28 protein-coding genes, 1 pseudogene and 1 riboswitch are annotated in these 21,692 nt (G+C 35.3%); of the genes and pseudogenes, 19 read left to right on the top strand and 10 right to left on the bottom strand.

Features of this window, described 5'->3' with window-relative positions; all coding sequences use genetic code 11:
- Positions 1–83: 83 nt before the first annotated feature.
- Positions 84–947, top strand: coding sequence for a Cof-type HAD-IIB family hydrolase (locus R4Z10_RS11820; protein ID WP_338469507.1), 864 nt, complete (start codon positions 84–86; stop codon positions 945–947).
- A gap of 96 nt (positions 948–1,043) precedes the next feature.
- Here the strand turns inward: R4Z10_RS11820 and R4Z10_RS11815 are convergent, their stop codons facing one another.
- Positions 1,044–1,193 carry a hypothetical protein gene (locus tag R4Z10_RS11815; RefSeq protein WP_338469506.1) on the bottom strand — a complete coding sequence of 50 codons (150 nt, stop codon included), beginning with the start codon at positions 1,191–1,193 and terminating at the stop codon, positions 1,044–1,046.
- A gap of 134 nt (positions 1,194–1,327) precedes the next feature.
- On the opposite strand from R4Z10_RS11815, the gene R4Z10_RS11810 reads away from it, so the two are divergent.
- From R4Z10_RS11810 to R4Z10_RS11795, 4 genes are all read left to right on the top strand, one after another.
- Positions 1,328–1,486 (top strand): hypothetical protein, encoded by a 159-nt coding sequence (locus R4Z10_RS11810; RefSeq protein ID WP_338469505.1) that lies wholly within the window; start codon positions 1,328–1,330, stop codon positions 1,484–1,486.
- A 446-nt stretch (positions 1,487–1,932) separates the two neighbouring features.
- On the top strand, positions 1,933–2,535 hold the full coding sequence (locus tag R4Z10_RS11805) for an NADPH-dependent FMN reductase (RefSeq protein WP_338469504.1): 603 nt from the start codon (positions 1,933–1,935) through the stop codon (positions 2,533–2,535).
- 216 nt (positions 2,536–2,751) lie between these two features.
- A complete protein-coding gene (locus tag R4Z10_RS11800) occupies positions 2,752–3,471 on the top strand; it encodes a DUF3784 domain-containing protein (RefSeq protein ID WP_338469503.1) in 720 nt (239 codons plus the stop codon).
- Between the two features lie 17 nt (positions 3,472–3,488).
- A complete protein-coding gene (locus R4Z10_RS11795; protein ID WP_338469502.1) occupies positions 3,489–4,010 on the top strand; it encodes a GNAT family N-acetyltransferase in 522 nt (173 codons plus the stop codon).
- 66 nt (positions 4,011–4,076) lie between these two features.
- On the opposite strand, the gene R4Z10_RS11790 is transcribed toward R4Z10_RS11795, so the two are convergent.
- A complete protein-coding gene (locus tag R4Z10_RS11790) occupies positions 4,077–4,244 on the bottom strand; it encodes an aspartyl-phosphate phosphatase Spo0E family protein (RefSeq protein ID WP_338469501.1) in 168 nt (55 codons plus the stop codon).
- A 208-nt stretch (positions 4,245–4,452) separates the two neighbouring features.
- Between R4Z10_RS11790 and R4Z10_RS11785 the strand changes: the two genes are divergently transcribed.
- The 5 genes and pseudogenes from R4Z10_RS11785 (at position 4,453) to R4Z10_RS11765 (ending at position 6,522) form a co-directional block, all read left to right on the top strand.
- Positions 4,453–4,620: a lipoprotein gene (locus tag R4Z10_RS11785; protein ID WP_338469500.1), complete on the top strand. Its 168-nt coding sequence runs from the start codon at positions 4,453–4,455 to the stop codon at positions 4,618–4,620.
- 18 nt (positions 4,621–4,638) lie between these two features.
- Positions 4,639–4,965: pseudogene (locus R4Z10_RS11780) on the top strand (hypothetical protein); the annotation flags it as partial.
- Between the two features lie 141 nt (positions 4,966–5,106).
- On the top strand, positions 5,107–5,943 hold the full coding sequence (locus tag R4Z10_RS11775) for an MBL fold metallo-hydrolase (RefSeq protein ID WP_338469499.1): 837 nt from the start codon (positions 5,107–5,109) through the stop codon (positions 5,941–5,943).
- Positions 5,944–6,061: 118 nt separating this feature from the next.
- Entirely contained in the window at positions 6,062–6,301 is a 240-nt protein-coding gene (locus tag R4Z10_RS11770) for a hypothetical protein (RefSeq protein ID WP_338473228.1), read from the top strand.
- Positions 6,302–6,366: 65 nt separating this feature from the next.
- Entirely contained in the window at positions 6,367–6,522 is a 156-nt protein-coding gene (locus tag R4Z10_RS11765) for a hypothetical protein (RefSeq protein ID WP_338469498.1), read from the top strand.
- A gap of 65 nt (positions 6,523–6,587) precedes the next feature.
- On the opposite strand, the gene R4Z10_RS11760 is transcribed toward R4Z10_RS11765, so the two are convergent.
- The gene (locus R4Z10_RS11760) at positions 6,588–8,009 is read right to left on the bottom strand and encodes a Na+/H+ antiporter NhaC family protein (protein WP_338469497.1); all 1,422 of its coding nucleotides are present in this window, start codon (positions 8,007–8,009) and stop codon (positions 6,588–6,590) included.
- 252 nt (positions 8,010–8,261) lie between these two features.
- Between R4Z10_RS11760 and R4Z10_RS11755 the strand changes: the two genes are divergently transcribed.
- Positions 8,262–8,687 carry a universal stress protein gene (locus tag R4Z10_RS11755; RefSeq protein WP_338469496.1) on the top strand — a complete coding sequence of 142 codons (426 nt, stop codon included), beginning with the start codon at positions 8,262–8,264 and terminating at the stop codon, positions 8,685–8,687.
- A gap of 214 nt (positions 8,688–8,901) precedes the next feature.
- Complete coding sequence (locus R4Z10_RS11750; RefSeq protein WP_338469495.1) at positions 8,902–9,552, top strand: glycosyltransferase; 651 nt, start codon at positions 8,902–8,904, stop codon at positions 9,550–9,552.
- A 55-nt stretch (positions 9,553–9,607) separates the two neighbouring features.
- Here the strand turns inward: R4Z10_RS11750 and guaC are convergent, their stop codons facing one another.
- Entirely contained in the window at positions 9,608–10,591 is a 984-nt protein-coding gene (guaC, locus tag R4Z10_RS11745; protein ID WP_338473227.1) for a GMP reductase, read from the bottom strand.
- 222 nt (positions 10,592–10,813) lie between these two features.
- Positions 10,814–12,055 (bottom strand): benzoate/H(+) symporter BenE family transporter, encoded by a 1,242-nt coding sequence (locus tag R4Z10_RS11740; RefSeq protein ID WP_338469494.1) that lies wholly within the window; start codon positions 12,053–12,055, stop codon positions 10,814–10,816.
- A 340-nt stretch (positions 12,056–12,395) separates the two neighbouring features.
- Between R4Z10_RS11740 and R4Z10_RS11735 the strand changes: the two genes are divergently transcribed.
- The gene (locus R4Z10_RS11735; protein ID WP_338469493.1) at positions 12,396–13,832 is read left to right on the top strand and encodes a PLP-dependent aminotransferase family protein; all 1,437 of its coding nucleotides are present in this window, start codon (positions 12,396–12,398) and stop codon (positions 13,830–13,832) included.
- Positions 13,833–14,049: 217 nt separating this feature from the next.
- Here the strand turns inward: R4Z10_RS11735 and R4Z10_RS11730 are convergent, their stop codons facing one another.
- Both R4Z10_RS11730 and R4Z10_RS11725 read right to left on the bottom strand, forming a co-directional pair.
- Positions 14,050–14,298, bottom strand: coding sequence for a hypothetical protein (locus tag R4Z10_RS11730; protein ID WP_338469492.1), 249 nt, complete (start codon positions 14,296–14,298; stop codon positions 14,050–14,052).
- A gap of 25 nt (positions 14,299–14,323) precedes the next feature.
- Complete coding sequence (locus tag R4Z10_RS11725) at positions 14,324–14,503, bottom strand: DUF2383 domain-containing protein (RefSeq protein ID WP_338469491.1); 180 nt, start codon at positions 14,501–14,503, stop codon at positions 14,324–14,326.
- Positions 14,504–14,574: 71 nt separating this feature from the next.
- Between R4Z10_RS11725 and R4Z10_RS11720 the strand changes: the two genes are divergently transcribed.
- From R4Z10_RS11720 to R4Z10_RS11710, 3 genes are all read left to right on the top strand, one after another.
- Complete coding sequence (locus R4Z10_RS11720) at positions 14,575–14,883, top strand: hypothetical protein (RefSeq protein WP_338469490.1); 309 nt, start codon at positions 14,575–14,577, stop codon at positions 14,881–14,883.
- A gap of 250 nt (positions 14,884–15,133) precedes the next feature.
- Complete coding sequence (locus tag R4Z10_RS11715) at positions 15,134–15,283, top strand: hypothetical protein (protein ID WP_338469489.1); 150 nt, start codon at positions 15,134–15,136, stop codon at positions 15,281–15,283.
- 185 nt (positions 15,284–15,468) lie between these two features.
- Complete coding sequence (locus R4Z10_RS11710; protein WP_338469488.1) at positions 15,469–15,660, top strand: hypothetical protein; 192 nt, start codon at positions 15,469–15,471, stop codon at positions 15,658–15,660.
- A gap of 66 nt (positions 15,661–15,726) precedes the next feature.
- Here the strand turns inward: R4Z10_RS11710 and dapA are convergent, their stop codons facing one another.
- Positions 15,727–16,617, bottom strand: a complete 891-nt coding sequence (gene dapA / locus R4Z10_RS11705) for a 4-hydroxy-tetrahydrodipicolinate synthase (protein WP_338469487.1) — start codon at positions 16,615–16,617, stop codon at positions 15,727–15,729.
- A gap of 122 nt (positions 16,618–16,739) precedes the next feature.
- A riboswitch (Lysine riboswitch) is annotated at positions 16,740–16,920 on the bottom strand.
- A gap of 282 nt (positions 16,921–17,202) precedes the next feature.
- Between dapA and R4Z10_RS11700 the strand changes: the two genes are divergently transcribed.
- The 3 genes from R4Z10_RS11700 to R4Z10_RS11690 all read left to right on the top strand — a co-directional run bounded on the left by R4Z10_RS11700 (position 17,203) and on the right by R4Z10_RS11690 (position 19,496).
- A complete protein-coding gene (locus R4Z10_RS11700; RefSeq protein ID WP_338469486.1) occupies positions 17,203–17,574 on the top strand; it encodes a hypothetical protein in 372 nt (123 codons plus the stop codon).
- 176 nt (positions 17,575–17,750) lie between these two features.
- Positions 17,751–18,629: a DUF421 domain-containing protein gene (locus tag R4Z10_RS11695; RefSeq protein WP_338469485.1), complete on the top strand. Its 879-nt coding sequence runs from the start codon at positions 17,751–17,753 to the stop codon at positions 18,627–18,629.
- A gap of 96 nt (positions 18,630–18,725) precedes the next feature.
- A complete protein-coding gene (locus R4Z10_RS11690; RefSeq protein ID WP_338469484.1) occupies positions 18,726–19,496 on the top strand; it encodes an NAD-dependent protein deacylase in 771 nt (256 codons plus the stop codon).
- Between the two features lie 55 nt (positions 19,497–19,551).
- Here the strand turns inward: R4Z10_RS11690 and R4Z10_RS11685 are convergent, their stop codons facing one another.
- Positions 19,552–19,884 (bottom strand): hypothetical protein, encoded by a 333-nt coding sequence (locus R4Z10_RS11685; RefSeq protein ID WP_338469483.1) that lies wholly within the window; start codon positions 19,882–19,884, stop codon positions 19,552–19,554.
- A gap of 147 nt (positions 19,885–20,031) precedes the next feature.
- Positions 20,032–21,549, bottom strand: a complete 1,518-nt coding sequence (locus R4Z10_RS11680; protein ID WP_338469482.1) for a BCCT family transporter — start codon at positions 21,547–21,549, stop codon at positions 20,032–20,034.
- Positions 21,550–21,692: the final 143 nt, after the last annotated feature.

The raw sequence follows: 21,692 nt of genomic DNA, 5'->3' as shown, positions 1-21,692 counted from the left end.
AGAAAAATGACAAACTTTGTTTAAGACCTAATGGTACTTGTGGTTTTCTAGGTAAATCTTACGTTATAAAGGGGAATTCATACATGATTAAATTGATTGCCATCGATTTAGATGGAACTCTCTTAAATGATGAAACAACAATTAGTGAAAGAAATATTGCTGCGATTAAACGTGCCATTGAACAGGGAATTGAGATCGTCGTGGCTACTGGCCGAGCAAACTTTGATGCTACGATGTTTTTTAAAGAAATAGGCTTAAGCCCTTGGATTATTTCAACAAATGGAGCTACAATTCACCGGCCTGATGGCAGGTTATATCAATCCATTCCTCTTGATAAACAACAGGCAATCGATATGCTTATTCAATTAGAAAAGGATCAATTTTATTATGAGGTTTTTATTGAAAATAGGATCTGCGCTCCAAAGTACGGGGAAAAAACATTATTTGATGAGTTGGAAAAAGGAATCTTCACGAAAAATGAAACCGCATTATTTCGTCGGGGGATTGAAATTCAATTCGGACAATCAGGGTTTTCCTTCATATCATCCTGCGAGGAATTAATGGATAGTGATATCGATATTTATAATATTTTAGCGATATCCTATATTGAAGAAAAGCTTCGAGACGGTTGGAAAAAGTTTAACAAACTTCCCAATTTAACCGTCGTTCAATCAGGGAATTATAATTTCCATTTACAACATAAAGAGGCATCGAAAGGAAATGCATTAAGATTATTAACTGCAGAATTAGGGATCGATCTAGCCCAAACAGCGGCAATCGGGGATAATCATAATGATATTTCAATGTTACAAATCGCAGGCAAAAGTGCAGCTATGGGCCATGCAGATAATGTAGTAAAGGAAGTATGTGATGTCGTTACATCAACTCATAATGAAGATGGGGTTGCACAGTTTATAGAATCCATTCTAAACGAGAATTTAATTTAGATCTATTCAAAACAAAACCACGGGATTCTGTTTCCAATAGAACGAATCTCGTGGTTTTGATCTAAATAGTTGTATATAAAAAGGTGAGTTATCGTATTATTCCATATTTTCCGCTTGTCCATTTTCATGGATCATATCTTGAACTTCTTGTTTGATTTTATTAAACGTTTGATTGGCACGTTCCATTGCTTCATCTTGAAGAGAGTGAGTGTTTTGTTCATTTTTGCTCTCATAATTTTCATTCATTTTCATTCACCTCCTATAGTAGTAGCTTGTCTACTGAATTTAATAATATTCTAGATGACTTAAAAAATTATTGGATATTACAATTAATTGAATGAGTATATAAAAACAATATATAAACAGGAGAAAGGTGAAAAATGTCGAAACTCATCGGACGGTTTTCGTTGAAAATGAAAGCGCTTACCAGTATAATGAAATTAGGTTGGATGGCACGCGTGGCCATCATCGTATTTAGCGTAGGCGGGGCTAAATACAAGGGGATAGCTGCATATAAGAATGATCATGAAAACTCATAATCGATGTTGATAAACTTATGAACTTAAATATGGTTACTTTAATGATGTCTAGGATGAGACTATCTGAAAACATAGAGCTGTCCCGAATATACGGCTCTCTTTATGAGGGACAAAACAGGCAGATTTGTTCGTGTCAGCGAATGGGTTTGCCTTATTTTTTTTGGACATGTTTAATGATTGATTTTATAAACCTCCTGTCATCTGGTATATTTTAAATCACTTTACATCACATACCTGCTCAATTGATCTATACAAACAAAGCTATTGACAGAGTAGGGGGGATTGTAATATTATTATCTTGAATTAATGATAAATTAATTAAAGATAGATTGTATCGAGATATTTTTTATTTGGTTTTGAGTTTATAATGACAAAATAGTGGAATTATATTATTGACCCAAACTTAAAAAAAATTTTCAACTAATACTTTTTAGGCGGTGCAAATCATGGGGTTTCTAGACAGACTATTTGGGCGTTCCGCAAACACAAGACAGGAGGAAGAACAAATGACAAAGTTAAACATTGGAATTATATTGGGAAGTACACGTCAGGGGCGTTTAAGTCCACAGGTTGGAGAATGGGTAAAATCTCTGGGGGCTAATCGAGGGGATGCGAACTATGAAATCGTCGATATTGCTGAGTATAATCTACCGTTTTTAGGAACAACGGATGGATCAGAACCGGGAATCGCAGCCTGGAATGAAAAGCTAAATAACTTAGATGGATTTGTTTTTATTGTCCAAGAGTACAATCATAGTATTACTGGTGCATTGAAAAATGCTCTTGATCTTGCACGTGAAGCATGGAATAACAAAGCTGCAGGGATCGTTAGTTATGGTTCAGTTGGTGGAGCACGTGCAGCAGAACATCTTCGTGGAATTTTAGGGGAATTAGCCATTGCAGATGTCCGGACACATCCAGCTCTTTCTTTATTCACCGATTTTGAAAATGGGGAAACTTTCAAACCAGCTGAAATGCATGAAGGTACTGTGAATGAAATGTTAACACAACTTGTTTCATGGTCAACAGCGTTAAAATCTGTACGCTAAAAGTGAAAAAAGGTCTCTAATTTAGAGACCTTTTTTCATTTTAGGGCTAATATTAGAGAAAATAAAATAACAAAAACCTCTTATAATCTTCTTTCGTAATGTACAATATCCTTAGTACAAATATGAAACTTCCACTAGTGAAGGGGGGATTACTGCCGTTTAAGCCTAATAAATTTCTTAAATGATGGTAATTTAAGTCGAAAAGGAGGGTATATAATGTGGATTCATATTTTTGTCCAGTTGATGGTCATTGGTTTGTTTTTTCTATTAGGTTGGGTTATTCGTTTTAAAGAACAATACATGTTATTATCCGGTTTTAATAACCGTCCTGAGGCAGAGCAGAAAGAATTAATCGAAAGAGGTTATCCTCAAAAGGCTGGTTCTTTGTTAATTTATACAGCAGTTGGAATGTTGCTGCTTTTTCCCCTTATCTTTACCTCTTTTCCATATGTAGTTGAAGTACAATATGGATTTATGACGCTTTTTTTACTAGGTGGTTTCATCTACCTATCTCGTTTTGAAATACCAGCTAAAAGAAAGAAAAGTCTTTGGTACGGATCAATCTTTAGTACGGTTGTTATCGGATTTATTGTTATTTTATTCTATATTGGATCCCAATCAAATGATTTAATTGTGAAAAGGGATACATTTGAGATTAGTGGGATGTATGGAAATGAGTGGAAATTGGCAGATATTGAAAGAATTCAAGTATTAACTGAATTACCTAAAGTACATTATAAAGAGAATGGCTTTAATGCGGGAAATTTATTAAAAGGAAACTTTTATTTAGAAACATTTGGAAGTAGTCTGTTATTTATTCGGGGAGGTTCACCTTATTTATTAATTGTTACAAAAGATAAAACTATTTTTATTAACGGGGAGGATTCAAAAGAAACCCAACAGTGGTATAAGAAGTTAAATGATACGATTCAATAAACGGAGGTAGTCTTGACTTGAAGTTGAAAACAGTCAATCAGTGGGATGATGAGGTTTGGAAAAAATGGAGAGTTATTTATCATGAAGCATTTGGTAATTCCGGTGGAAAACAGGAGAAAGTAATCAAAAATATGTTAAACAAAAAAATTAGCCATTTTCATTATATAGTAGACAATGAGAAAATTTTTGCCATCGCACTAACTGGAATTTTGAAAAATTCGAAGATGCTTCTTATAGATTATTTAGCTGTTAGTAAAGAGGTTCGGTATCAAGGCGTTGGTAAAAAATTGGTACATGAAATCAAGAAATGGGCGCAGTTGAGAGGTTTCAGTGGAATATTAATTGAAGTTGAAGCAGAACAGACAGTTACTAATGCCGTAAGGATTCAATTTTGGAAAAAATGTGGGTTTATAGAAACAAGTTATGTACATGATTATAAAGTCGTTAAAGAACTATATAAAACAATGTATATATCCTTTTATCCTTTTATCAAGATACAGAATTACCCGAAAAAGAGGAGGATTTCTTCTTATTATTAAGTCATTTTCATCAAAATTCATTTCGAGGAGCAAATCAATTGATGGTTTAATAGACTTTTGAAGAAATCATTGGTTACTTTTTTGATATTGAAGAATTAAGTCGTCAAGTTGCTGACTGGCAATCAACGTTTGGGAACTACTAAAACCATGCTTGAGACCAGTTTCAATTAATTCTTTTCTTTTAATTTCAATGATTATCTCAATTGATTTATCAGTGGAAGAATTTTTTCTCATTATTAAACCTCTTTTTTTTCAAAATTCACAATAACAATTGTAACCAATTTTATTAGGATATAAAAGTAGTTTCTTTCAATTAACATGCATCGAAAATATAGATTAAGCATCAAAAATTTCAATTGCTAGTTTCGACTCTTTTGAATTGACTAATAAATAGAGTCCGACTAAAATGAATAAAAACACAACAAGAATGGAGGGGTAACAGTTGAACAGGAAATGGGTCCCGTTGTTATTAATCGCGATTCTTCTTTTAGCGGCATGTGGACAAAAAGGTCTAGCCGAACCAGTAACTTTACTGAATCATGAAGAAAAGCAAGTTACATTTCCATTAGAAAAGCCTACTCTTTTCTTTTTCCTAACTACATATACCTGAGGACTTTGTCAGCAGCAACTCGTTGGGTTGCATAAAAATTTAGCAGAATTAGAAGAACTAGATATTCCTATGTATATTATTAGTAATGATACTGCGGAAGAACAGGCTATGTTGCATGATGCGTTATTGGAAGAGGTTGGGATTAGTCTTCCGTTTATATCAGACCCAGAGATGGAATTAATTGATTACATGGGAATGAATAATGGAGATACATCCTATCGTGGTTATGCATTAATGGATGATAGTGGAAATGTTGTTTTTAAAACAGTCAATGACCATTATGGAGAGGAAATTGACCAAACGATTAATGAAATTAAGGAAGAGTATGTAAAATTAAAACAGTAATAAGTTAATTGAACAACTTTCAGAATATCATCAAGTGGGTGATTTTGATAAAGCTGTCAATCAATAAGAAGAAACCACACTGCTATAAGTGTGGTTTCTTCTTATTTTTTATGGTAAAAAAGAGGAGGGTCAATTAAAAGAATGGACGTGATATCAATGATTATATGGAAGGATCATTATACAACAATTTTTCGCAGTGCTTTATATGAGACGACTTCAACAGTTATTTCAACTGACGATTGTGTAATTGTAGTAGATCCAAACTGGCTTCCTCAAGAAATAGCTGATATAAAAAGATATGTTGACATCATAAGAAAGGATCGGCCGCTCTATTTATTATTTACACATTCTGATTATGATCATATTATTGGCTACCGTGCTTTTCCAGATGCGAAAGTGATCGCTAGTGGTGCGTTTGGACGAAAACCGTTAACCGAAAAAAAGCAAATTATAGAAGAAATACACACATTTGATGATGAGTACTACATTTCTAGAGATTATAGCATTGAATATCCAAAGGTGGATATCGTAATCGATGGAGATGGTACTACTGTGGATATGGGTCAAACAAAATTAACATTTTACCAAGCGCCAGGTCATAATAATGATGGATTATTTACAGTAATAGAACCGATTGGTTTGTTTATAAGCGGTGATTACTTCTCAGATATTGAATTTCCTTATATTTATTACAGCGGTTATGAATACGAAAAAACCATTTTAAAATTGAATGAAATCCTTTCACAGTTTGACATTCAACTATTAGTCACCGGACATGGCAACCCAACGAAAGATTCATCAGAGATTAAGAAAAGGCAGCAAGAGTCCTTACATTACATTTATCAAATGAGAGAATACATATCAGCAAAAAACGAAAAGGGGATTACCGATCTCATTAAAAATTGTAGGTTCCCCCGAAACATGAAAAAATTTCATCATCATAATCGATTATTAATTGAAAAAGAACTTGAAAACTAGGGTTTCGGGTGCCTTCCGTTTTTTGGAAGATGTCGGATGCCCTAGTTTTTTACATACTAATGTTCTGATCAATCGATACTAATAGGGAACTGTGAAAAAGGGGTGTAAGTAGGTGGCGATGTGTCTGATCTGCAATGGGCTTCAAGAGGTAGAAAAGTATTGTTCTGTGTGTGGAACGGAATTAGATGACTCTGGAAAAGTATCTGATTTTCTTGATCCTTATGGCCATTACAATGACGAGGAAACTGTTAAAATGGGGGATGGCTATCCAAACACATCTAAAAAGCAAATATGCCCCCATTTATTGTCATGTAATAGTTGCGGCCACGATCAAGTTGTGTTTATCGAAGAAGTGTAAAATTGTAAAACAGTCTGTTTGTAATCAGTATAATTTGACTAACTAAGAATGAGAGAGGTTATAAAATGATTAATCCAGATATCGAACAATTTACTAAAGTTGCTGAAAAACATAGTACATTTAAGGATAAAGGAAAACCGAATCGCGGGTACAATGATGATTCTTATAATAATCAGAGTGATACGGACAAATCTATTGGTGCCACTGGTCGTAAGCCATAAACTAATACCCATTTAGAAAAAGTCAGTTGCAATGCTTACAAAAGCATTGCAACTGACTTTTTTTATTAAAGCATTAATCCAGCAACTATATATAAAATCACTGAAATCCCTGCGCCGATCGAAGACAATTTTAATTTATATCGCGCATATTTAACTAAATCTAAGTCTAGTATCGAGGCAGTTGTAATTGTAGTATCACCAAGTGGCGAGGTCAACGCACCAAATGCACCACTAGCAAACACAGCCCCAACCGTTAAGGGAATGGAAGCACCTGTTGAGACCGCAAGTGCGATTCCAAGTGGCATAAATAACCCCCAAGTGCCCCATGAGGAGCCAATGAAATAACCAACTACCGCACCAATCAAGAAAATGGTGGCAGGAGTCATAAACGCTGGTAAAAAACCACCCAGTGTTGAGCTGATAAAGGTTGAAAATCCAAGTTCTTCTGCTGATAAAGTAAGTGCCCAAATCAGAACTAATAAGCTGATTGCTTGCATCATCTGATTTCCGCCATCATAAAAGTGGTACAAAAGCTCGTTCAATGGTTGTCGTCTCATAATATAGAAAACAAAAGTAACGACAAGTGTAATAAAAACAGCCAATAGCATGACAAAAGTTGCATCAGCCATAGCAAACGCCTTGAATATGGTCTCAGCACCTAGTGAAATTCCATTTTGCCACAATAAATACAAGGTTAATGCAATTAATAAACAGACGGGAACGATTAAATTCCAAGGTTGCGATTTTACCATGGATAATTCTTTTTTAATTCCTATTCGATGGAATTCATGTTCTATATCTTCTAGTTGAGCTTCGCTTTTAATTTCACTCGTAATGCCTTTTCTTGAAGGCCAAACAGTTTGGATAATGCCAATCAATAACATGACAATGGCGAAAAAGTCGAATAAAATACTTAAAAGGAATATTTCATATGAGGACATCTCCGTATTTAGCCCAGAAATTCCACCCTCAACAAGTGAGACCATAAATCCCACAAAAGCCGTTGCCACAGGTAATAAGACAATGACAGATTCAGTAGAGATATCTAAGGTCATTCCCACTTTTTGTTTAGATAGATTCATTTTTTTGATAAGCGTTTTAATAATGGGTCCGATTAACATGATTCGGAACATTGGCATCATAAAAGTAAATGGCAATGTAAGCCAAATTACACTAAGGACACCCCGCTCTGTATGGATTTTGGCTCCAATCCATTGAGCAAAACCTTTGATGCCACCTGAAATATTCATCATTCCGACTAACCCGCCAAATAAATATAAGAAGCTAATAATTTTAATATTGGCTTCGTCTGAAAGGGTTGTCACAATATAAGTAATTGATTGTTGGATCCCTTGCAATAAATCTGCAGTAACAAGTATAGAGCCAACAAGAAGCCCAACCACAAGGCCGGGTAGAATATCCTTTAACCAAATAGACATTGCAATGACTATTATAAAAGGTATGATAGACAGCCATGCATAATCCAATATAATTCCCCCATCAAATTGTCGTACTCCTATAAAGTATTGCTAATACAAGAGAGAAATATTACGTTAGGTGTAATTTCATCAGTCCTAATAAATAGTGTTTTTGTCTCAAATCATGTAAAAAAGATTGATTCTAATTGCTCAAAGGGATAGAAAAAAACAATATTCATGTTTTTGTTAAAAATCATTAAGAATATGAGTCGATTTTTGATAAAATAAGAAATATATAGATATTATTTGGAGGCTAGAAAAATGTATAACCGGATTCTGGTCGCGGTGGATGGATCGAAAATGGGTCTGAAAGCATTAAATTCGGCAATTCAATTTGCGAAAGAGAGATATTCGAAAATAGGGGTTATTCATGTAGAAAAGAACTTGCGTATCCCTGAAACGATCCCAAATGAATCAATCGATGAAATATACAAAGCATTGCGGGAAGAGGGAAATGAAATCTTAGATCATGCGGTTGCATTAGCAGCTGAAGAAGGAATTGAAATAGAACCAATATACGTATTTGGTGATCCTGCCATTCAAATTGTAAAAAAAGCAGAGAAGGAGAACTATCAACTAATTGTCATGGGGAGTCGTGGCTTAGGAAACTTTAAAAAACTAATGCTAGGGAGTGTTAGTCAAAGGGTTTCACAACTATCCCATTGTCCTGTATTGATTATTAAATAAGATAAGATAAAGTTGACATAAATATTACTTTTTCAAACAGCACCTTAATGCTCAGGTGCTTTTTTATTTATAGGATAAAATGAAGTCTTTAAATTGCCAATAATATTATTATGTCAACTAAATGCTAGGTTATTTTGAAGGAGAGGGTATAAGCAAGAAAAAGAAATAGATACTAAAATTAAAATTTAAAAAGCTAGTAAAGGAGATTATATTCTTGAGGAAAAAATTAATCTTAGTAATGATGATCTTTTCAGTGGCTTTAATGAATACAACAGCAATTGTGGGGGCAGAGGAGCAAACCCCTTCAACAAACGAGGAATGTTTAAACGAGTCCGTTATTAAATTAAAGTATGGGTTTCAGAAGCTATGGATTGAACATGCCTGGTGGACGAGAAGTCTGATTGTAAGCAAACTAGCCGATCTTGCTGACCAAAAGGATGTATTAGAACGTTTGCTTCAAAATCAGGTTGAGATAGGGAATATAATTAAACCTTATTATGGTGAAGAAGCAGGAAATAAATTAACGGACTTATTAAAAGAACATATTGTCATTGCTGGTCAAATTATTGAAGCAGCCCAAAAAGGAGATCAAGCAAACGTAAATAAATACAATAAAGAATGGTTAAGAAATGCCGATGAAATTGTTGAATTTCTTGCCAGCGCCAACCCAAATTGGTCTAAACAGGATTTACAAAATATGTTCTATACTCATTTAAAGTTTACAACGGATGAAGTAACTCACAGGTTGAAAAAAGAGTGGGCTGAGGACATTCGTACAGCAGATTTAAATGAAGAACATCTTATCGAAATGGGAGATTTTTTAACAAATGGGATTGTAAAGCAATTCCCCGAAAAGTTTAAATAATATCTTTTTAAAAAATGAGGGACAAGGAAATAAATCTTTGTCCCGATGAAGGAGATTAATAAACACGATCCCCATTAAAGATTGAATTTTTCACAACAACATAATCCACATTACGAATTGCACTTAATTTATTTCCACCAGCATAGGATATGGAAGATTGAAGGTCTTGTTCCATTTCGGTTAACGTATCTTGTAATGGACCTTTGTATTCTACATACATTTTCTTGCCCTCAACATTTTTCTTCTCACCCTTTTGGAACTCTGATGCAGATCCAAAGTATTCTTTATAACGTTTTCCATCTTTTGAATATGTTTCACCAGGAGATTCTTCATGACCAGCAAATAATGAACCAATCATGACCATAGTTGCCCCGAAGCGTACGGATTTCGCAATATCCCCATGAGTACGAATCCCACCATCTGCTATTACGGGTTTACTTGCGGCTTTGGCACACCAACGAAGTGCAGCTAATTGCCAACCTCCTGTTCCAAATCCTGTTTTAATTTTCGTAATACATACTTTACCTGGTCCGATCCCGACTTTCGTTGCATCGGCACCAGAATTTTCAAGCTCTCGAACGGCCTCTGGTGTTCCTACATTCCCAGCGATGATAAAGCTTTGTGGTAAATGGGATTTGATATGTTTAATCATTTTAATGACACTTTCTGAATGACCATGAGCAATATCAATTGTAATGTAATCTGGTTTAAGTCCTTCATTCACAACTTGTTGAATGAAATCATATTCTTCTCGCTTCACCCCAACAGAAATAGAAGAGTATAACTCGCGAGCGCTCATATCTTTAATAAAAGCAATTCGTTTCTCAGGATTAAAACGATGCATAATATAGAAATACCCATTTTGGGCTAAATAAACAGCGATTTTCTCATCAATAATGGTTTGCATATTTGCCGGAACAACCGGCAGTCTAAAGGTACGTCCCCCCAAAGTAACGCTCGTATCACATTCTGAGCGGCTGTTCACAATACATTTTGCTGGTATTAATTGTATATCTTCATAATCGAAAACGGTATCCATCATATGTACGCACTCCTAAACACGAATATTTTAATGTTTAACACATAATATTGTTCGTATATTATTTAAATTACATCAATATTATATGTTTGTCAAAGAGTATTTTACTTAAAAACAGAAAAATAAATTGCAATTGAAAAGTGAAAACCTGCTAGTAAAGTGAAAATGAAGATGCCATGATTTATAAAAGATCGTGACATCTTTAAAGTGAAATTAAACTGTTTAAGCGCTTGTTTCAACACTTACCTTCCGTTTCTTCTCTGCCTTCGCTTTCAAAACAAAATGATCCTTTTCAACAATGAACGATACGATTAAACTTCCAATAATTGCCCAAAGAGGAGCACTAATATTGAAAAAGCTTACACCTGACATTCCAATAATTAAGGCGAAAAATGCACCCATTTGAAACTTATTATCGGAAAAGGCAGTTTTAAGTGAATTAATCAGCACACCTAGCATAGCAAGTCCTGCAATGACAGTTACAATCACTCCTGGCATAGCAACTACAAACGGGACGACCATTGAAGCAAACAAACCGAACGCTGAAAAGAAAGCCCCATTTGCAAAAGATGCCGCATATCGACCTTCTTTTGGACCTACTTCTTTTGCCGAACATATGGCTGTCATCGGACCGGCAATGTTAATGGCGTGTGCTCCAAAAAAGGAAGCAATTAAGCCAACAGTGGACCCATACACAGCCATTGCTGAATTTGGCGGCTTATATCCTTGCGCAATTAAAACCCCTGATGCCTGGGCATTTTCTGTACAAATAATCAATAATGCTAATGGGATTCCAATCGAAACGATCGCATCCAAACTAAAGGATGGCATAATGACTTGTGGTAAAACAAATAAATCTCCTGCACCCTGAAATTGGAATTGATTCGTAACAATTGCTAAAATAATCGCTGCAATTAAAGTTGTTAAAACAGGTGGCACTTTTTTAAAGAATTTTGTTGATAATAGGAATACGAGGATCGATACACCTGCTAATAGAGGCGAAATCGTTACAGATGTAATCATTTCGGTTGCAAATCGAATCATCACACCGACAATCATCCCCATGACTATTGGTACAGGAATCCATTTCATCACTTTATCAATCAACCCTGTAAATCCAAGCAATATAACGATAATATGGGCAATTAAATAGGCACCGATAGCTTCATTGATCGAAAAATGTGTCAACGCACCCGCAACTAACACAGCACCTGCTATCGAATGAGCTCCTGAAATTGGTTGACGAAAATTTAAAGTTAAAATCATTCCAAGGATGCCACTAAAAAAATAAACGGCAAACAACCAACTAATTGTCTGACTATATGTTAACCCCCCGTTTGTCGCTCCGCCAATGATGATTAAAGCAGGTCCTGTGCATCCAAAAATTGATGCTACTAAGCCAGCACTAACGGTATTAATATTTAAATTCTTTCGTAGCTCACTTACATTTGTTTTAAAACTCAATCTAATGGCCCCCTTAATATCTGTCGGTTTTACCTTTCACCATTTCCGTGTTACTCTTTAATTATTATGATAATTTAAAAAAGTATCGTTGTACTCATCCAGTTGGATGTAGTCCTACTAATCCACTTTAACTTTATTGTGCAGGGGTTCACACCCTTGCACAATGAAGTTAAGCCTCCGGCGGATGCCACGGATTTTTTAGAGGTATTTTATCAAGCCAGCTCGACGACGGACAGGACGTCCTAGTAAGGCGAAACCACAGGATGTGGTGCTTTGAAGCGTGATAAAAATCCGGGCGCAAATTCGACGGGGCGAATTTGACTAAAGGACGGTGACAGAAGTGGAATGGACATTGAATCGAAAGGCAGACAAACCACTCTATCAACAAATCTATGAAATTATTGAGGAAAGAATTGCTTATGGAGAGTTTCCGCCTGGCAGTTTGCTGCCATCAGAACGGAAATTAGCTCAGGAGCTAAGTGTCAATCGGATGACAATTGCCCATGTCTATGATGAACTACAGGCATCCGGATTGGTTGAGAGAAAAAAAGGGAGCGGCACACGTGTTAGTACACATAAGTGGGGGATCCTTCCAAAAGGGGTTACAAATTGGAGAAGGTATATTGAAAGTGGCTCGTTTATCCCCACTTATCCTTTAATTAAGAAAATTCGTGATGAAGCTAAACAAATGAGAGATGGCTTTAATTTAGCTAGTGGTGAATTGTCGTCAGATTTGTTTCCCAACAGCCTTTTGCAATCATCATTCACAGGTCAAATGGTTTCAAGCGAATTGGGATCTGTCCATCAACAAGGCCATCCTCTGTTCAGAGAAGCTATTGCATCCTATGTCAAAAAAGAACATGGTATTAATACAACGAGTTCTTCGGTTCTAGTGACATCCGGAGCACAACAGGCCCTATATCTGATCACACAGTGTCTATTAAATCCTGGGGATGCCGTTGCCATTGAAGCACCTTCTTATAGTTATTCGTTGCCACTGTTTCAATCAGCTGGTGTGCGCATTTATGGTTTACAGGTTGATAAAGATGGCATAAATCCGGATGATATTGTGAAATTGTATGAAAAATATCAAATTCGTATGATCTTTTTAAATCCCACTTTCCAAAGTCCAACAGGGACCGTGCTTTCGGAATCAAGACGAATGAAAGTTTTGGAGATTTCCGCTCGATACGGGATTCCAATTGTTGAGGATGATCCGGTTAGTTTAATATCCTTGGAAGGGGAGAAACAATTTCCACTTAAATCGATTGATCAAAGTGGGAATGTGCTTTATGTTGGATCTTTATCTAAAGTGGTTGCTTCAAGTTTGCGAGTAGGTTGGGTGATTGGCCCCCAATCAGTTATTAATCGTCTCTCAGATGCTCGGCATCAAATTGATTTTGGCTTAAGTATTTTTCCACAATTGATTGCGACAAAAATTTTACAATCATCACAATATGAGAACCATCTCCAGCGTCTACGAGAAGAATTATTAGAACGAAGAAATGAAATGGCCTTGGTATTGAAAGAGATATTAGGAGATCGAATAAGCTTTACCATTCCATCTGGAGGCTTGTTTATTTGGTGTAAAATGAACGGGAAAGTCGATGATCATCGATTAGTAGATGAGGCGATCAAAAATAAATTTCTTTATATGCCTGGCAGTGTATACGGGGCCCCGAATGGATATGCTCGGTTTACCTATGCACGATTAAAAAAAGAAGAGATGAGAGAAGCTGTTTTGCGCTTTGCTGATGCATTATTGAAGCTGGAATAAAGAGTAAGGTTTTATTATAAATGACTATGATCTCTTATCTCTTATCTGGCCAAATGTGCTGTCACCCCCCCCACAAGATTCTGAGTAAATAGGAAGAGCATAAAAGAAAATCCCACTAATGAAATTTTCGCTTTATCTTAATCCCTGGAGATACCATTAGTAATTCAAATTATATTCGGACTGCACAATTTAATTTATTAAGCAGTCCGAACTATTCCTAATGTATAAAGTTTTTCAACTGATCTGCATGCCTACGACTCGTATCAATTACATCCTCGGCAATTTGTCTACTATTTTTATCTAGATCCCCTCTAACAAGCTCTTCGGAATACTGAACACCAAATTGCTCAAAACCTTTAATGGCATCCTTTAAAATCCTCTCCTGGTCATTACTAAGCATCATTTTATGCATATAACTATGCATTGAGCCTGTTACACCCTCATCATCTGCAGGGACTCCACCCAAATCCTGAATCCGCTCAGCGATGATGCTAGCATTTAATTAATTTATGATCCTGCTGCATTGACTGAAATGTTTTCTTTAAATCTTGATCTTCAACTTTTTGGATAAAATGCTCCAGAGAACGTATCCCCATAAATGTTCCTCTTAAAAGGGTATTCAATTCCTCAATAACAATATCATTCCTCATTAACACATCACGCCCTTTCACTATATTTTGTAACCTCCACGTTTACTTATACCAAAACTGCATATATTAACAGAAAAACGAGGGGTACTGAAATGGCAAGAAAACAGTCGGATCCAGAAGGTTCACTAGATGAAAAAAATAACAAACAAGATGAAGTCGAACATTTAAATAATATGTTAGCAGCTGTCCTCGATTATTTATCAGATGAAGAAGTAGAGGAGATCGATATTGAATATTTGCTCAATAACACAGAAGGTCTCAGGGATTGGTGGGATCAATATCGGGAGCGAAATAGAAAGAAAATTGAAGAAGAAATAAAAAATTCATTAGAAAAACTTCCTTTAGAAGAACTAGAAAGTATTAGAGATAAAATTAAAGAAGCTTCTAATTTACAGGCTTAACGGGTAGTAAGACCTCCACCTCACAATTTTAAGTATGATAAAAGAAGATAGGTGGGGGATCAACTGTCCGTAAAGCACCGATTGGTGAAATAAGATTTAACTATGGGCTTTAGCCCTTAGATAAATCAATCAGGCTCTGCGTGACTAACGATGAGTGGGGGATGAAAGAAAACCCCCACAGATGGAAGTTTACTTTATAGGGAATAGTAAAAAAGGGTTATCTCTTATCAAAAACGAGGGAGGAAGAGGCATGCCAAAAAGAGGGAATGAACAATATATGATGCCAAAAGCTTTAAAAGGAAAAAAGGACTTTCGCTATCGAGTAGGTTATACAGCTACTACAGGAAATTCAACAAACGGTAAAGAAGAGCCAGGTAAACGAACAGATTTGGAAAGCTAAAAGATAAAAACTTCCATTTAGCCGGGAAAAGATATCCGGTTAATGGAAGTTTTTTTGTACTATTATTTAATTAACATAGCAATTTAAAAATTACTTATCGCTATATTCATTTTATTTAAAATGTTATGATTATTATATAAGTTAATGTAGAGATAAATATTAATAAAAATTTGGGGTGAAACAAAATGACTATGTATATTTTAATTGTTGCACTTATCGTTATATCCGCTGTTTCTACCATATTGGTTGCGGGTAAAGGAGATGCAAACTATAGCAGTTCAACCAAAAAAAATTATACAAATTTAACGATCATGTATGGGGTTGTAATCATCTTAGGTTTTATTGCCCTAGGTATTTATATTCGCTTTTTTTCTTAATTGAAATGGATGGTTTGATAAAATGAGAAAGGCCCATTATCCTCAGGTAATGGGCCTTTCTTAAAATTAATTAACCTTCATTAAGACATTCGCTTTTTCTAATGTAATCTTTAAAGTCTCGATTTCTTCTTCAGTTAAAGGAACTAAAGGCAAACGGACATCACCCACAGGAATTCCTTTAAGACTTAACGCAGCTTTAACTGGTGTTGGATTTGGAGATGTAAATAATCCATTAAAAACAGGAAGCAGACGACGATGAATAGCAGCAGCTTCTTGATAGTTCCCAGCTTTAAATTTTGAAATGATCTCTTTCATTTCATTTCCAACGATATGAGAAGCAACTGAGATTACCCCAGTTCCGCCAATTGATAGTAATGGTAAAGTAACACTGTCATCTCCACTGTATACCGTAAAATTTTCTGGTGTATGTTCAATAATTTCTGCCATATCATCCAAATTACTGCTGGCATCTTTAATAGATACGATATTTGGAATTTGTGCAAGGCGAATCGTTGTTTCAACTGACATATTGATGACACTACGACCAGGAATATTATACAGCACACATGGTAAGGAAGTTGATTCAGCAATTGCTTTAAAATGTTGATATAAGCCTTCTTGTGAAGGTTTATTATAATAAGGAACGACAAGTAAAACTCCATCGACGCCCACTTTTTCAGCTAAACGTGTCAATTCAATAGAGGCTTTTGTATTATAAGATCCTGTACCCGCAATAACTGGTACACGGTTATCAACGATATCAACGACAAACTTAAATAATTCAACCTTTTCTTCAGTTGATAATGTAGGAGATTCTCCTGTTGTTCCAGCCACAACTAATCCATCTGAACCATTATCAATTAAATGACTAACCAAGTTTCTAGTTGCATTAAAATCAATATCACCATGCTCATCAAATGGCGTCACCATAGCTGTTAAAATTTCTCCAAAATTCATTACTTCTCCACATCCTTTAAAATTTTTTATCAAATAGAGGGAGAAGGGCATTATTTTAGGTAACGCAAATAAGCAACAACGAGGGTTACATTGTTGCAATAGAAACATATTTCTGTTCCTGTGCGTAAGATAGCCCTCCATATAGTTTCCTATATGACAATTCTGTACTTATTCAATAACAGAACCAGCTTCGAGATAAATGAGTCTCTGTCAGCTTCGGCAAATACCCCTTTCCATTAAGATCATCGGACCTCATTATCCTCAACATAATGTACTAATGGCATCTGCGCCTCTATCCTTACTTCAAGTTAATTGAAATAAGAAAATTTATGTAATTAGATTAATAATATAACAGAATCAGAATAAATGCAATGAAAGTTTTAACAGCGATCCTTTAGTTCAACATGAAGTATAGCGGATTGAGGAAGAAAAAGAGTTCTGTTGATCATACTGAGGTAGTACTTGAAGAATTAAAACTCACAATCAGCAGGCTAAACGATAAAGATAGAAATCTTTTTTCTAAAGAATAACTTTGGTTAAAAAAAGACAAATTAAACATAGGCTATTGAAAAGGAGCTTTTTAAAATGACCCAAAATGCCCAAGAAATTCTTAATCAAGTCAGCCAGATTGCAAGACAGCTTGAACAGCAGGAGGCACAAAATGCGAAAAGACTGCAAGGACAAGAAATGAGCCTACAAGAGCAGCAAGAATTGGCGAATTTAGAACAAATAGCGGCACAAAAATTATTTCAGATTCAACAGTTAATCCAACAATACCCACAAATGAGTAACCAAACACAACAACGATTCCAAGCTTCAAATGGAGTCGGCAACGAACCGTTCGGGGGGCCAAATGCCATCTTCCAACCAGGATTTGCTGGAACAGATGCAGAGGAAGTCAGACGTCAAAATCAACAATCTGCTCAAAATCAAAACGGCGGCAACTCTATTAGCTAATGAATTCAAAAAACCCAGACTGTCCTTTTACATGGAGGGTTTGGGTTTTTTATATCCTTACTAAACAATCTTTAAATTAATTGTAATTAAATATGAAAATCGCCCCTATATAAATCTTCCCCAAGGATGATAGAAGAAATATAAGTAGAATTTTTTATTTATGGAGGTTGTTTGTTATGAATGAATATCTATTAATAGCCATACGAACTGTCTTTTCCTTTTTAATTTTATTAATGCTTGCAAGAATACTGGGGAAAAAGCAAATTTCACAACTTACATTCTTTGATTATGTTGTCGGGATTGGAATTGGGGATATGGCCTCTTCAATGGCAATAGAGTCTTCTATGAAATTTATAGATCCTCTTATTGGATTAATTATATATACTTTACTAACATTACTCATTACTTTTGGTGCGATTAAATCGTTTAAGTTTAGAGAACTAGTGGAAAGTAGTCCTTCGATTTTAATCAAAGACGGGAAAATAATGGAGAAAACCTTGGCTAAGCACAAAATGACATTCAATGATTTACTAAATGGATTAAGGGAAAAAGATGCCTTTAATATTTCAGAAGTTGAATTAGCTATGCTGGAAACAAATGGTCAAATTAGTGTAATGAAAAAGCCGGAATATCAACCACTGACACCGAAAGACATTGGTCTCAAAGTGGAAGAGGACCACGCCCCATCTCTCGTTATTGTCGATGGAGCCTTAATTGAAAAACATTTAAACTATTTAGGTTATACAAAGGAATGGCTTTTACAGGAAATAAAAAAACGAGGTGCAAATAAATTTGAAGATGTGTTCTTGGCACAGATAGATACGAGTGGCAATGTTTACGTTGATTTATTTAATGATAAAAATAGTGAAAAACAGGCTAAACAAAAGCCAAATTACGCAGCAAAATTAAGACAAGTTCAAGTAGGTATTGAACGCTTAGCTTTGCAAACGAAAGATCAAAACGTACAAAGAATGTATTATAATCAATCAATAGAACTTGAAAATATCATAAAAAAACTCAATCCCTATCTGAATGAAGTTGGAAAAACAACGTAGTCAACACGTTGCTTTCTTTTTCTGTCAAGCTAAAAAGAGAATCATTTTAGAGAAAGTCTTATTCCTGTTATAATGGAAGCTAAGGAGTTGAAAATAATGAACCATACAAATCTCGAAACATGCACAAATATAATAAATGAGGCAAAAAATATTGTTGTTTTAACTGGAGCAGGAATAAGTACAGAATCTGGGATTAAAGATTTTCGTTCAAGTCAAGGTCTTTATCAATTAGCTCCTGAATATATTTTGTCACTTGATTATTTTTATCAGCATCCGAAAGAGTTTTATCAATTTACAATTGAAAATCTGTACCATCCAAAAGCTGAACCGAACCAAGGCCATGAAGTTTTAGCAAAGTGGGAACAAATTGGAAAAGTTTCAAGTATTATTACACAAAACATTGACGGTCTTCATCAAAAAGCAGGGAGTAAAGAGGTTATCGAGTTTCATGGTACCGTTGAATCTGCAAAATGTTTAAATTGTGGCAAGCGTTATACAACGAATGATATGATTGCACGAAGAAATCAGATGGATGATTTCTATATTTGTAATCACTGCCAAACGGTCCATTCACGAGAACGATATATTAAACCAGATGTTGTTTTATATGGTGATGCTGGAGAGTGGTTCACCCCACTAGGTTTTCATTCAATAATTGAAAAGATCGAACAAGCGGATTGTATTTTAGTTTTGGGGACAAGTCTAAAAGTAACACCGTTTTCAAACTTTCCTACCTACCGTAGAGTAGGGGTTCCTATGATTATTGTTAATAAAGGGGATACCCCATATGACAATGGTAGTCATACATATGTGATTGGTGAATCAATCGGGAAAACGCTTGGAATTATAGATAAAAATTTAAAGTAGTCCCCCAAAAAAGGGGACTACAATTGCATTTGAGCCTCCTGTTATGAACGGAATGCTATGGAATATAATAAATTAATTTCGTTCGATGCTTCGGTTTATGTTCGGCCAAATGACAATGAAATCGATCGAGAACTTCCTTAGCAAAAATATCCCCTGTCCCTTTTTGTCGGATCACTCCATATTTTAAGACACTTTGGTTCGTAGTCTCTGATATCTTCGCAACTTGATCAAGATTAATTTCAAAGAAGAATTGGACTTCAATATTTTCGTCATTTGTAATGGAAGTGAGTTGATAACCAAACCTTTTTTCTTTTACTTCCACATGCCAGCTTTCTTTAAGTTCTTGCAAAAAATTCTCATACATATTCATAAAGGCTTTTAATTCCATAGGATTGTCACTTCCTTTGAACTTTAAAAGATGTATATGTAGTTTTTAAAGAATTAGAAGCAGAAAGGACACAAATAATTAAAAAAGAGACCTGACAAGACACCCTTTTTGTTTAAGAAAAGTTGTCTGACGATCTCTTTTAAGGGTTTATTTTGATTTTGATGGTTTCGGAACAATGTGCTTATTTGATTCTTTTGCTTCCTCATTAATTGATTTCAGTAAACTAGCTGTCATGAGGATCATAATAATTGAAAAAGGCAAGGCAGCAATAATCATTGTGTTTTGAAGCGCTAAAAGTCCACCTGAATATAAAAGTGCGATCGCGATTAACGCTAATAGAACTCCCCAAATAACTTTTAAACGGTTAGGTGGATTGGGATCTCCATGCTTAGACATCATTGCTAAAACATAAGTTCCAGAATCCGCGGATGTGACAAAAAATACCGCAATTAAAATAAGCGCAAGGATGGACATAACTGTGCCAAGTGGAAAATTCGCGAAAACTCCAAATAAAGATTCTTCTGTAGCAAGTTCTGAAATATTAGCAATCCCACGTGCCTCTAATGAAATTGCCGTACCCCCAAAAGTAGAGAACCAGAAAAATCCAACAACCGAAGGAATGAGCAAAACATTAAAAACAAACTCTTTTATTGTTCTTCCTTTTGAGATTCTTGCAATAAAAATGCCAACAAATGGAGACCAAGCAATCCACCATGCCCAATAAAAGATTGTCCATGCGTTAATCCATAATCGATTTTCTGCATTTAATGGGGCGATGCGAAAACTCATATTTGGTAAATTTTGGAAATATCCACCGATCGTATCTGTAAATATATTTAAAATGAACATCGTAGGCCCTAAGCTAAACAACAAAACCAATAGTATGAAGGCAAGTAACATATTGACATTACTTAATATTTTAATGCCTTTTCCAACCCCAGATAATGCTGACCCAATAAATAAAACGGTGAAAACAATAATGATAAGTAATTGGATCCAAAAACTAGAAGGAACGTTATATAGATAAGAAAGTCCGCCATTTATCTGGGCTGCACCAAATCCAAGTGTCGTCGCAACTCCAAAAACTGTCGATAAAATTGCTAAAATATCAATCGTTTTCCCAAGCTTTCCGTTTACACGATCACCTAGAATAGGCTTTAGTGTGGCACTAATCGTAACTGGTAAATCTTTTCGAAAACTAAAGTAAGCTAAAATCAAGGCTACAATGCCATAAATGGCCCATGCATGTAATCCCCAATGAAAGAATGTAAAACGTAAAGAATCTTTAACAGCTTGCGGGGTACCCGTGATCCCTGTTGGTGAACTTATAGCATAATGGCTAATCGGTTCAGCAGATCCATAGAACACAAGACCGATTCCCATTCCAGCGCTAAACAACATTGCAATCCAGGTTGGTCTAGAGAACTCTGGTTGATCATCTTGCTTGCCCAATTTTAATCTACCAACTGGAGAAATTAATAAATACAAGCAGATGATCAGAAAAATTGTGACTACGATTAAATAATACCAACCGAAAGCGTTAGAAATAAATGCTTGAACATTGGCTGTGACGGCTTCAAGCGTCCTTGGTAATAGAATTCCTATGATTACTAATAAAGCTAAAATACCAGCTGAAATATTAAAAACATTAGACATTTTCTTCATGATTCAAACTCCAATCCAATTATGCTTTTCTATGTTTCGCTCTCTTTATTATGATTGGATATTTATCTGATTATCCATTTAGTAGAGAAGAGCTTACTATTGATGTTTTTTTAAAAGTGTTACTTAGAAATTTTAACCACACA

Origin of the sequence: Niallia sp. XMNu-256 (assembly GCF_036670015.1) — a bacterium.
GTDB lineage: Bacteria > Bacillota > Bacilli > Bacillales > Cytobacillaceae > Bacillus_BD.
This window is presented reverse-complemented; position numbering and strand designations above follow the sequence as displayed.